This window comes from Betaproteobacteria bacterium, assembly GCA_009377585.1.
In the GTDB taxonomy this organism is placed as follows: domain Bacteria; phylum Pseudomonadota; class Gammaproteobacteria; order Burkholderiales; family WYBJ01; genus WYBJ01.
In genome coordinates this window covers 1-10,424 of sequence record WHTS01000163.1, presented here as the reverse complement: position 1 = coordinate 10,424, position 10,424 = coordinate 1, and the positions used below count along the sequence as shown (strand labels likewise).

The 10,424-nt window shown below is 64.4% G+C and carries 14 protein-coding genes; 8 read left to right on the top strand and 6 right to left on the bottom strand.

The features are described 5' to 3' along the window. Nucleotides 1-5 precede the first annotated feature (5 nt). From GEV05_28545 to GEV05_28530, 4 genes are all read left to right on the top strand, one after another. Nucleotides 6-647: a methyltransferase domain-containing protein gene (locus tag GEV05_28545; GenBank protein ID MPZ47242.1), complete on the top strand. Its 642-nt coding sequence runs from the start codon at nucleotides 6-8 to the stop codon at nucleotides 645-647. 26 nt (nucleotides 648-673) lie between these two features. After that, on the top strand, nucleotides 674-922 hold the full coding sequence (locus tag GEV05_28540) for a hypothetical protein (GenBank protein ID MPZ47241.1): 249 nt from the start codon (nucleotides 674-676) through the stop codon (nucleotides 920-922). Nucleotides 923-953: 31 nt separating this feature from the next. Further along, nucleotides 954-1,838 (top strand): hypothetical protein, encoded by an 885-nt coding sequence (locus tag GEV05_28535; GenBank protein ID MPZ47240.1) that lies wholly within the window; start codon nucleotides 954-956, stop codon nucleotides 1,836-1,838. Between the two features lie 212 nt (nucleotides 1,839-2,050). After that, nucleotides 2,051-2,425 carry a PEP-CTERM sorting domain-containing protein gene (locus GEV05_28530; GenBank protein MPZ47239.1) on the top strand — a complete coding sequence of 125 codons (375 nt, stop codon included), beginning with the start codon at nucleotides 2,051-2,053 and terminating at the stop codon, nucleotides 2,423-2,425. 98 nt (nucleotides 2,426-2,523) lie between these two features. Here the strand turns inward: GEV05_28530 and GEV05_28525 are convergent, their stop codons facing one another. The 4 genes from GEV05_28525 to GEV05_28510 all read right to left on the bottom strand — a co-directional run bounded on the left by GEV05_28525 (nucleotide 2,524) and on the right by GEV05_28510 (nucleotide 5,292). Next, complete coding sequence (locus tag GEV05_28525; GenBank protein MPZ47238.1) at nucleotides 2,524-3,513, bottom strand: tripartite tricarboxylate transporter substrate binding protein; 990 nt, start codon at nucleotides 3,511-3,513, stop codon at nucleotides 2,524-2,526. Between the two features lie 293 nt (nucleotides 3,514-3,806). Further along, the gene (locus GEV05_28520; GenBank protein MPZ47237.1) at nucleotides 3,807-3,983 is read right to left on the bottom strand and encodes a PIN domain-containing protein; all 177 of its coding nucleotides are present in this window, start codon (nucleotides 3,981-3,983) and stop codon (nucleotides 3,807-3,809) included. Between the two features lie 10 nt (nucleotides 3,984-3,993). Then, the gene (locus GEV05_28515; protein MPZ47236.1) at nucleotides 3,994-4,230 is read right to left on the bottom strand and encodes an AbrB/MazE/SpoVT family DNA-binding domain-containing protein; all 237 of its coding nucleotides are present in this window, start codon (nucleotides 4,228-4,230) and stop codon (nucleotides 3,994-3,996) included. A gap of 81 nt (nucleotides 4,231-4,311) precedes the next feature. After that, the gene (locus GEV05_28510; GenBank protein MPZ47235.1) at nucleotides 4,312-5,292 is read right to left on the bottom strand and encodes a fumarylacetoacetate hydrolase family protein; all 981 of its coding nucleotides are present in this window, start codon (nucleotides 5,290-5,292) and stop codon (nucleotides 4,312-4,314) included. A gap of 79 nt (nucleotides 5,293-5,371) precedes the next feature. On the opposite strand from GEV05_28510, the gene GEV05_28505 reads away from it, so the two are divergent. The 4 genes from GEV05_28505 (at nucleotide 5,372) to GEV05_28490 (ending at nucleotide 8,133) form a co-directional block, all read left to right on the top strand. Then, nucleotides 5,372-6,172: a hypothetical protein gene (locus tag GEV05_28505; protein ID MPZ47234.1), complete on the top strand. Its 801-nt coding sequence runs from the start codon at nucleotides 5,372-5,374 to the stop codon at nucleotides 6,170-6,172. 11 nt (nucleotides 6,173-6,183) lie between these two features. Further along, nucleotides 6,184-7,371 carry an alpha-hydroxy-acid oxidizing protein gene (locus GEV05_28500; protein MPZ47233.1) on the top strand — a complete coding sequence of 396 codons (1,188 nt, stop codon included), beginning with the start codon at nucleotides 6,184-6,186 and terminating at the stop codon, nucleotides 7,369-7,371. Between the two features lie 217 nt (nucleotides 7,372-7,588). Next, nucleotides 7,589-8,032, top strand: a complete 444-nt coding sequence (locus GEV05_28495) for a hypothetical protein (protein ID MPZ47232.1) — start codon at nucleotides 7,589-7,591, stop codon at nucleotides 8,030-8,032. Continuing rightward, nucleotides 7,912-8,133, top strand: a complete 222-nt coding sequence (locus tag GEV05_28490) for a hypothetical protein (protein ID MPZ47231.1) — start codon at nucleotides 7,912-7,914, stop codon at nucleotides 8,131-8,133. Before GEV05_28495 ends, GEV05_28490 begins: the two co-directional genes overlap by 121 nt. Before the next feature lie 274 nt (nucleotides 8,134-8,407). Here GEV05_28490 and GEV05_28485 read toward each other — a convergent pair whose 3' ends face one another. After that, the gene (locus GEV05_28485) at nucleotides 8,408-9,397 is read right to left on the bottom strand and encodes a tripartite tricarboxylate transporter substrate binding protein (GenBank protein MPZ47230.1); all 990 of its coding nucleotides are present in this window, start codon (nucleotides 9,395-9,397) and stop codon (nucleotides 8,408-8,410) included. Nucleotides 9,398-9,556: 159 nt separating this feature from the next. Then, nucleotides 9,557-10,279 carry a hypothetical protein gene (locus GEV05_28480; protein MPZ47229.1) on the bottom strand — a complete coding sequence of 241 codons (723 nt, stop codon included), beginning with the start codon at nucleotides 10,277-10,279 and terminating at the stop codon, nucleotides 9,557-9,559. Nucleotides 10,280-10,424 lie beyond the last annotated feature (145 nt).

Genomic DNA, 10,424 nt, shown 5'->3' with positions numbered 1-10,424 from the left:
TAGCCGTGACCGCCAAGCTTACCGCTCTCGAGCTCGAAGCCATTGCGAGCCGCACCCTCGAGCACTACGACCGGTCCGCGGAGGCGTTCTGGCGCGGTACGCGCGCTCATGACGTGAGCCAGAACATCGATGCGCTGCTGCGTCACATCGAGGGCGCGGCCCCGTACACGATCCTCGACTTCGGCTGCGGCCCCGGGCGCGACCTGAAAGCGTTCGCCGAGCGCGGGCACGTCGCCATCGGACTGGAAGGCTCGGCAGCATTCGCCGCCATGGCGCGTGCCTACAGCGGCTGCGAAGTCTGGCAGCAGAACTTCCTGGACCCGCAGCTTCCTCCTGCGCGCTTCGACGGTGTGTTCGCCAATGCATCCCTCTTCCACGTGCCCACGCAGGCCTTGCCGCGGGTGCTGCAAGCGCTGCATGCCGCGCTAAAGCCCGCAGGCGTGCTCTTCAGCTCGAATCCGCGCGGGCACAACGAAGAAGGCTGGAATCAGGGCCGCTACGGCGCCTTTTGGGATCTCGACGCCTGGCGTCGGCATGTATGCTCTGCCGGCTTCGTCGAGCTCGAGCATTATTACCGGCCCGACGGCATGCCGCTGAACGAGCGTCCGTGGCTCGCCACGATGTGGCGCGCGCTGCCTTCTCCTTGAGCGCTTCGAATCGGAGGCTTGCGAACATGCTGCGCATCTATGGAAATCTTTCGCTGCTGGAGATGACGCCGGTGCTGCTGGCCGCCGACATCGAAACCGTCCGCGCGGCGTGGCCCTACCTCCACTACCCGGGGACACTGGCCGCCGATCTGCTGGACGTTTTCGAACGCCAGGAACCGTGGATCGCGAGGACGCAGAAGCGCGCGCCACGCACCCGGGAAGCGCTGGCCGGGCTCATCGACGACAGCGTGGTGCGGGAAGCGCGCGCCGGCTGACGCGTACCGAGGCCGTCCTGAAGGGGAATCCATGGACGTTCAAGTATCATTGGCCGATGCGTTTTCGGCAGAGGCAAACGCCATGCGACCAAACAATTTGAAGGCGCGGCTCCAGCAGGGGAAGCTCGTCATCGGCTGCCTGCTGGCCTATAACGCGCCGTGGCTGGTCGAGGTGCTCGGAACGGTCGGTTACGACTTCGTGGTCATCGATCTCGAGCACGAGCCGCTCAACAACGAGTCGGTGGCGAACCTGATCCGGGCGGCCGACGCAGTCAATCTGCCGTCCTTGGTGCGCATGCCATGCACGGAACGCCTATTGCCGTTCCTCGACGCAGGCGTGCATGGCGTGGTGGTCCCGGACATCCTCGATCGCGAGCACGCCGAGAAGGTCGTGGAGATGACCCGCTTCTACCCCATCGGCTGTCGCACCTACTACACCCAGACGCGATCGGCCAACTACGGCGTCGGGATCGACGAGCGGACCTGGACTCGGGAGACCAATGAGCGGCAACTGGTCATCGGCATGATCGAGAACATCTCCGCGGTCGATAGACTCGACGGAATTCTGGCCGTGCAGGGAATCGACGGCTACCACATCGGCCCGCTGGATCTGGCCCAGTCGATGGGGTATCCGCCGAAGGCCGAGCTCGAGCGCCTCATCGAAGACGTAGTCCGGCGTATCCGTGCCGCCGGCAAGTACGTCGCGGTCGGCGTCGTAACGCCGTGGGGGCTGGACAGCCTTCCCAAGTGGGCCCAGCGGGGCGCGCAGATATTCAACGTTCCCTCGGCCTGGATGCTCACTCACATGGCCGGTCAGTTCCTCGGGGAGGTTCGGAGCCTGGCGCCGGCAGGACAGCAGGATTGGCCGCCGATTCCGCCGATCGCCCACAATCCGTATTTCACGTCGGACAAGTAGGCACCGCGGTATCGACTGGATCGAGTCGCACGCTGACCCAGGATGCTTCGAGCAGGCGCCTTCTTCTCATTCGATCGCTTTGCGGGCAGCACTCGTTCTTCGTGCATCAACGGAGGACGCCATGAGCAATGTCGCGACTTGGCATGCTTTTGCTTTGACGGCCTTCTTTACAGTCCTAATCTTGGTTTGGCCAAGAAAACGCCGAAACCCATATCGGCAACTTTCCCTTTCCGGGCTCGTCCACCATCAACAGCCCTTGGTCGATCCTATTCAGCCTCGACATCAGCGCGGCGGCTTTCGGGATCGTCACCCACCCCAGTTCCACACTGATCGAGGTCTTGCAGGACGGCGTCGTAGTCGGCTCCGCTGCAGCGGCCACCGATGCCGACGGCGCAGATTTCTTTCAGATCGCCGGCTTCATTTTCGATGAGATCCGCATAACGACCACCAACACGGCCACCAACACGCAAAACGATCCCGGTGCGCTGCTGGATAATCTGCAATTCTCTGTTGCCGTGCCGGAGCCGGCTTCGTTGGCTTTATTGTCGCTAGGACTGCTGGGACTGATCGCTTCGCGGCGCAAGTGACCTCAATAGCGTGCACTTGGGCGCCGCCTTCGGGCGGCGCTTCATTTTGTGCGCCCGGCAAATGCACTCGGCCCGACGCCGCATGCAACGCGCGATGCTTACTGCAGCCGTATCCCCGCGTCCTTGATGATGCCAGCCCACATGGCCGTTTCCTTCTTGATGCGCGCGGCAAGCCCCGCAATCGTGCTCGGCTCGGGCTCGAATCCCAGGCGGTCCATGGCGGCCAGGACCTCGGGTTTTTTCAGCGCCTCGAGCGAAGCCTCGTGGATACGCTCGACAATGCGCTTCGGCGTCGCGCCCGGCACGGCCAGGCCATACCACTGAAGCACCTTGAATCCGGGGTAGCCCGATTCGGCTACGGTGGGCAACTCCGGCATCGACTTGGAGCGCTTGGTCCCGGTGCGCGCCAGCGCGCGCAGTCGCCCGGCCTTGATGTACGCCAGCGACGAAGCGGGCGAGCTGATGTTCATCTGGATCTCGCCCGCGAGCAAGGCGGTAAGCGATGGCCCGGCACCCTTGTACGGGACGTGCACGACGTCGATCCCGCTCACCTTCTTGAACAACTCTGCGGCCAGGTGGTTCGAGCTGCCCACGCCGCCCGACCCATGACGAAGCTGGCCGGGTTTCTGCTTGGCCAGAGCGACGAACTCCTGCAGCGTCTTGGCCGGCACGTCGGGATGTACGACGATGATCTGGTCGGTTGCGGCAAGTATGACGATGGGCTGCAGATCCGTTTCTACGTTGAACGACATATCGTAGAGACTCGGATTCGCGGTGAGCATGGTGTCGAGCACCAGCAATACCGTGTAACCGTCCGGATTGGCGCGGGCGACGAGCTCGCTCGCCAGGTTGCCACCGGCGCCCGTGCGGTTGTCCACGATCCAGTTCTGCCCCATGGCCTCGCTCAGCCGCGGGGCGAAGATCCGCGCCGTCGCGTCAGCGCCACCGCCCGGCGCAAATGGGACGACGAATCGGATCGGCCGGCTTGGATACGAGGAATCGGCGGCCTGTGCGACGCCGGCAACGATGCAGCAGGCGAGCAAGGCGATGGTGTACTTGATGTAGCTCTGGACGGCACGGCTGGTCATGTCGGTCTCCTCGTTCTGATCCGGTCGATACCGGATTTGCCGCGTTGTCGAATGCAATTGTTCTTGCGCGGATTCTTTGCGTTGAAGCTATACCGCCTTGCGGGTCATGTCAAAGCGGGCCACGCCGGCATATTGCTTCATGTCGCGTCGGTCGACTCGCAACGATCGAGCGAACATCGACCTATTTCTGCAGGCGTCCGTACGTCGTCCAGACACGCAACGGGCAGTGCGGTTTGACGAATGTCTGAGCCATTGCCAGGGCGATCCGGTAACTCCGAAGCAAGCGCCGTCGTTCACACCGCCCGATTGCGCGCGGAACCAGTCTTCGCAACACCGTAAGCAAGCTCGGCCACCGTAATGCTCGAAACGCCAACATCTCCGGGTTTCATCGCCGCGAGGCGCTTTCGGACCGATGGCGGGCGATCGTTGATCAGGTAGATACAGATATTCGTGTCGAGCATGTACCGCATCAGGACGGACCTATCCCTTGAGCCTCGCCCGCTTCTGCTGTGCTTGCGGCTGTGCACGCTCTATCCGCGTGCCGGGCTCGAATTGATTGAGGCTGTCGAACAGTACGTCCCACGCATAGGCTCGCGGCAGCAGGACAACGGCCCGACCAACGCGCTTGATCAGCACTTCATCGCCCTCGAAGCGATATGTCTTCGGTAACCGTACTGCCTGACTACGCCCATTGTTGAAAAGCTTCGCCTTGTCCATGAGGTACCTCGTTATACTGGGTAGCTGACAATGGTATATACCATCATGCAGATCACGAGGCAATCCCGTTCGAGCATCCGCTCACGCTGCCGGCCTCTGAAACTGCACGTCTCCGGGTTTGATCCACCTGTCGATCTCGAACCCGACGCTGTGCGCAGGCGGGCCGCTGCCGAAGAAGTCCCCGACGTTTACGGTCTCGTCGCGCGAGACGTACGCGATCAGGTCCTCGAAAGTGAAGGCCCAGTTCGAGAGCCTTCCATCGAACCATACTTCTCCGTTCACGCGCGTCACGAGCCGCAGGTTGTCCACGCTCGGCAACTCGTCGGCAGTCACCAGGCACGGTCCCATGATCTTCGAGGTTTCGAAGTCCTTCGCCTTGGCCGGCCCCATGCGCAGGCTCAGCTCCGCAGGCTGGATGTCGCGCAGTCCCAGGTCGTTGAAGATCGTGTAGCCCGCGATGTGCTGCTTCGCCTGGTCGGCCGGTATGTCCTTGCCCCGCTTGCCGATGTACGCACCCAGCTCGAACTCGTAGTCGAGCTTCTGGCTGTATCGCGGCCAGCGTATCGGCTCGCGGTGCCCAGCTACCGCGGCGCGGCTCGGCTTCCAGAATATGGGCATGTTGCGCGCCGCTTCGGGCATGCGGTCCTTTTCCGCGATCTTGAAAAGGCGCTCCATGCCGAGGCGGTAGTGGTCGAGCAGCAGGATCCCGTCGCGTATCATGGGCGGGCGCGGGACCGGGGCGAGCCATCGGATCTCCGCTTCCTCGAACGCGAGCCGCTGGCCCTGAGGCCCCAGGGGCTGCGCCTCCGCCTGCAGCCGCTCGCCCGCATAGGCGAGCGCCTTGCCAGCCATCTCGCGCCCGCTGTCGCCCCCTTCGAGAAACCGGATCATGTCCGGCGGCACCAGCGCTTCGGCCTGCCTGAGCGCCGCGTTCGCATCCTGCGATTCGGAGAAATACGCGGTGCAGGCCGCTGTGAGATCCACGACTCTGTCATGCGCCAGGGCGCCGATGCGCTCGAATCTCCCCAGCTGCGTCTGCACCTCATAGCTCACCAGCTTCATGCGCGCGTTCCTTGCTCCGTGATACGTATAATCGATTTTCGCACGCAGCCGGAAGATACGGACGGTAGAAAAGCGGACGGTGGAAAAGCTCGTCATCACCAACTGTGCCACCGATTGCTCGATGTATCCGGAATGGGTGGATCGTTTCCATCGATCGGATACGCTCGCGCAGTCCGTGGAGGCCGCGTGGCGCGCCGGGGCGGCCATCGCACACATCCATGCGCCCCCGGGCGACTATCCGGCGTGGGCATCGCACACGCAAGCGATCCGCGACCGCTGCGGCATCATGATTCAGTACGGCATCTCGATTCAGACGATCGAGCAGCGCCGCGCGGTCATCGGCAACCGGCCCGAGATGATTTCGGTCGCCGTCGGCGCGCACAACCTGGTCTTCACGGGCCGCGATCTGCAGATGCTCCACCCCCGCGAGGAGCTCGCCGAGCTGATGCGCATGTGCCGCGACAACGGCGTCAAGCCCGAATTCGAGGTGTGCGCGCTGGGAGACCTCTGGCTGATCGACGATCTCGCCGGCAAGGGTCTCATCGAGCCTCCCCTCATGATGACCCTGTTCTTCGGCCGGCCGGGCGGCACGTGGTCGCCGCCCACCATCGAGGAGTTCATGCACCGGACGAAGCACCTGCCCGCGGGGACGATCTACATGACGAGCGTCACCGGCCCCGCGCACCTCACGCTGAGCACCATGGCCGTCATGACCGGCGGGCATGTGCGGGTGGGAACCGAGGACGAGCCGTACCTGAGCCGGGGCGTACTGGGCGACAACGCGGAGCACGTCGCGCGCATCGCCGGGATCGCCGGCCATTTCGGGCGGTCGGTGGCGACGGTGGATGAGGCGCGCGGCCTCCTCGGCATTTCGCGCTAGCGGGCGATCGCATGAAGGACGACACCCTCGGCCTCTATGACACGGCGGATCTCAGGGAAGCCGCGCGCCGACGGCTGCCACACGGGCTGTTCGAGTTCATGGACAGGGGCAACGACGACGACATCGCCATGCGCGACAACCGGCTCGCGCTGGAGGCGATCAAGCTCGTGCCGCGCGTGCTGGTGGACGTCTCACGGCGCAGCCAGGCGATCACGCTGTTCGGCAAGCGGCACGAGATGCCGATCATCGTTGCGCCAACCGGTTCGGCGGGCCTGGCATGGCACGAAGGGGAGCTGGCGCTCGCGCGCGCGGCGGCCGCCTACGGCATACCCTTTACGATGGCGGCGGGGTCGATGACGAAGCTGGAACGCGTTGCCGCCGAGGCCGGCGGGACGCTCTGGTTCCAGTTCTACATGTGGCCCGAGCGCTCGCTTTCCCATCAGCTGATCGCGCGCGCCCGCGACGCAGGCTTTGAAGCGCTCGTCTTCACGGTGGACACGCCCGTTGCGCCCGGACGGGAATACAACCTGCGCAATGGCTTCACCGTCCCCTTTCGCATGACCCGGCGCAACGTGCTGGACGTCCTCGGTCATCCGCGCTGGCTTTGCGGCGTACTGCTGCGCTACCTGCTGACCACCGGCATGCCGCGCTACGAGAATTTTCCCGCCAATACGCAAACGCGCATCACGGCGCTGCCGATGGGCAGATCGACGGCACTGAACGCCACGGTGACCTGGAACGACGTTCGCGAGTTGCGCAAGCTGTGGCCGGGCAAGCTGATCGTGAAGGGCATCCAGCACGCTCGCGATGCGGTCCTGGCCGCCGATAGCGGCGTTGATGCCGTTGTCCTGTCCAATCACGGCGGACGCGTGCTCGACAGCTCTCCGGCTACCATCTTCTCATTGCCTCAGGTGGTCGAGGCCGTGGGGAAGCGCATCACGGTCATCGTGGACAGCGGGTTCCGGCGCGGCAGCGACGTCGTCAAGGCCCTGGCGCTGGGCGCCGACGCGGTAATGGTCGGACGTGCGCCGCTGCACGGAACGGCGAGCGCCGGCGAGGCCGGCGCCCGGCGGGCGCTGCAGATCTATCGCGACGAGATCGATCGCGTGCTGGGACTGATCGGCTGCAGCAGCGTCGACGAGCTCGGCTCCGAGCACGTCGTCATGCCGGTGGCGAACGGCGCAGCCGCGGTTTCCTGATGCCGGCCGTCCGTCAGCGGCCGCCGGATGCGGCGCGCACGTTGATGGTCGATCTGCGCATTACTGCCCTGTGACTGGCGCTCGCTTCGACTACATCATCGTCGGCGCAGGCGCTGCGGGCTGCGTGCTCGCCAGCCGCTTGACCGCGCGCTCGGGGGTATCGGTCCTCCTGCTGTAGGCAGGCCGGAATACTCCGCCCGGATCCGAGCCCCCGGATATCGCCGATGTCTATCCCGCGTCGTACTTCAACAAGACGTATTTCTGGCCCGGGTTGAAGGCCCACTGGCGCAACTTCGGCAATTCGCCCGAGACCGCGCTGCCGCAGGGCCGAGTGGTGGGTGGCGGTGGCTCCGTGATGGGGATGATCGCGCTGCGCGGCACGGCAGCCGACTACGATGCCTGGGAGAAAGGCGGCGCGCGGGGTTGGGGATGGACGGACGTGCTGCCTTATTTTCGCAAGCTGGAAAGCGACTGGAACTTCAGGGGCGACTGCCACGGTGACGACGGACCGATGCCGGTGAGGCGCGTCGAGCGCGCGAGTTGGCCCCCGCTCGCCACCGCGGTCGCGCGCTTCGCAGGCAGCCGCGAACTTGCCTTCGTGGAGGACATGAATGCCGACTTGCGCAAGGCGGCGTGCTGGGTATCGCCGGCCTGCGCGTAGCGGATGCCTCCATCATGCCGAGCGTCGTGTCGGGCAACACCAACGTCCCGACCATCATGATCGCCGAGAAGATCGCTGCATCGCTGCGGGACGCCTCCTGATGGTCGCAGTGACGGGCCCAGCTCTCGGCGGATAGATAGGAATTTCAAACGGTTTCGTGATGAGCGACGATCTTCAGCTTGCGTGCCACAGCATGAATGTTTTCCCTCACCCTCGATCCCTCTCCCGGAGGGAGAGGGAAGGCAAGCTCCCTTCTCCCCCGGGGTGAGGCCGGGAATTCGCGGACCATGGTCCGCGCCGGCCGAACGGCATCGGCCTGCATGCCGATGCGCGCCCTGCAAGGGAAGGGGTGAGGATGAGGGTGAGCTGACGTCTTCAGTTCGTCTTGATTTTCGCCGCGGCGACGACCTTGCGCCATTTCGGAATCTCGCGCGCGATCAGCGCCGCGAATTCCTGCGGCGTGCTGTGCAGCGGTTCAAGTCCGAGCGACGCGAAGCGTTTGGCCGTCTCGGCCGATTTCAGCATCGCGACGATTGCAGCGTTTGCCTTGTTCACGATGGCCGCGGGCGTTTTCGGCGGAAACAGCATTCCGTACCACACGTCGAACGCGTAGTCGGGCACGCCGGCCTCCGCAATGGTCGGCACGTTCGGCAGTGCCTGGGATCGCGTGCTGCCGCTCACCGCAAGCGGACGGATGCTGCCGCGCTTCACGTGCGGCAGCACGGTCGCCACGCCCACGAGCAGCATCGGTATTTCGCCGCTGACGAGCGCGGTCATGCCTGGCCCCGTGCCTTTGTAGGGCACGTGCACCATGGAGATGCCCGCCAGCATCTGAAGCAGCTCGATTCCGAGATGCGATGCGCCGCCGTTTCCGCCGGAGCCGTAGTTCACCTTGCCGGGCCGGCTCTTCGCGAGCCCGATCAGCTCGCGCACGGATTTCGGCGGGAAAGAAGAGTGCGCGGCGAGCACAAAAGGCTGCTGCGCTGCCAGCGTTATCGGCGTGAATCCCTGCGGGTCGTACGGCAGCTTGCGAAAAAGCGCCGGCGTAAACGTGATATGTCCGACGCTGCCGAGGAGGATCGTGTGTCCGTCCGGCGCGGACTCGGCCACAATCGAAGCGCCGATGCTGCCGCCTGCGCCCGCTCGATTGTCGACCACCACATGCTGGCCCCAACCTTCCGTGAGCTGCTGGCCGATGTACCGCGCGACGATATCGGTGCCGCCTCCGGCGGATACCGGCACGACCAGTCTGATCGGCCGCGAGGGATAATCCGCGGCGCTCGAGCTTGCCCCCGTCGCGGGCGCGATGCCGAGCGTCATGCATGCGCCGAGCCCCGCCAGGACGCTGAGTACATTAGCCTTCATCGCCTGCCTCCTCTCGTTCTGAAGCGCGCTATACTCGGCACGCGCGCTTCGTCTTCGAAAGTATGACAATGGCAATCGGTGCTGCCCGGCGGGAGTCGGTGCCGCGGCTGGCGCGTGTCACGCACCGGGCCGATAGACTGCCGCATGGTTTTCCCTCCGCTATCGTTTGACATTACGGAACCCCGCTGCATCGATCACTCGTGCCTTGCCCGAAGTAACGGCAAGGAGTCTAAGCTTCCCGGCTTCCACGTGCGGCAGCGTCGTGATCAGGTCCGTGAAGCCGACCGATACCTCCCCGGCCACGAGCGCGGTAATGCCCGGGATGCTGCCGCGATACTGGACCGGCACCATTTTTGTTTTGCTGAGGTACTCGAAGAAAGCACCGGCAAGTGACTGCGCGCCTCCGACTCCGCCCGTCGGATAAAGGAGCTCCTTGGGACGCGCCTTGGCAAAGGCGATCAGTTCTTTTACAGAGTGCACTGGTAGCGAGGGATGCACTACGAGGATATTCGGAACCGCACCTAGAAGCGCGATGGGAGCGAGCTCGCGCATGGGTGAAAAGGACATTTTCGGATTGAGAAGCTCTGCCGTGCTGAATGTGACCCCGGCCGTGCAAAGCGTATAGCCGTCCGGCGCCGCGCCTGCCGCGACTTCGGTGCCGATCATCCCTGCCGCACCCGGGCGGTTTTCCACGACGACCGGCTGCCCCCACGCTTCGTTCAGCTTCTGCGCGACGGTGCGGGCGTGAATGTCGGTCGGGCCTCCCGGCGTGTAGGGAACGATAATGCGAATCGTCCGAGCGGGGTACTCCTGTGCAACCGCATCGAGCGCAAATGAACCGGTTGCAATAGCGAACAACAGCAAACGAATGACTGTCGCCACGGCGGCCTACTTCTTCCCGAGGCCGATGGACTGAATCACCGGCAGCAGCCGCCTGCGCTCGTCTTCGAGGAAAGCCTGCGCTTTCTGCGGGCTGGAATCGAGCACCGGCTCGAAACCCGATTGCGTCAGCACTTCCTGGAACTTC

Coding starts and splice junctions, on each gene's coding strand:
- GEV05_28485 (MPZ47230.1), bottom strand. CDS start 9,397: ATGAAGGCTAATGTACTCAGCGTCCTGGCGGGGCTCGGCGCATGCATG.
- GEV05_28520 (MPZ47237.1), bottom strand. CDS start 3,983: ATGCGGTACATGCTCGACACGAATATCTGTATCTACCTGATCAACGAT.
- GEV05_28535 (MPZ47240.1), top strand. CDS start 954: ATGGACGTTCAAGTATCATTGGCCGATGCGTTTTCGGCAGAGGCAAAC.
- GEV05_28500 (MPZ47233.1), top strand. CDS start 6,184: ATGAAGGACGACACCCTCGGCCTCTATGACACGGCGGATCTCAGGGAA.
- GEV05_28540 (MPZ47241.1), top strand. CDS start 674: ATGCTGCGCATCTATGGAAATCTTTCGCTGCTGGAGATGACGCCGGTG.
- GEV05_28525 (MPZ47238.1), bottom strand. CDS start 3,513: ATGACCAGCCGTGCCGTCCAGAGCTACATCAAGTACACCATCGCCTTG.
- GEV05_28515 (MPZ47236.1), bottom strand. CDS start 4,230: ATGGACAAGGCGAAGCTTTTCAACAATGGGCGTAGTCAGGCAGTACGG.
- GEV05_28510 (MPZ47235.1), bottom strand. CDS start 5,292: ATGAAGCTGGTGAGCTATGAGGTGCAGACGCAGCTGGGGAGATTCGAG.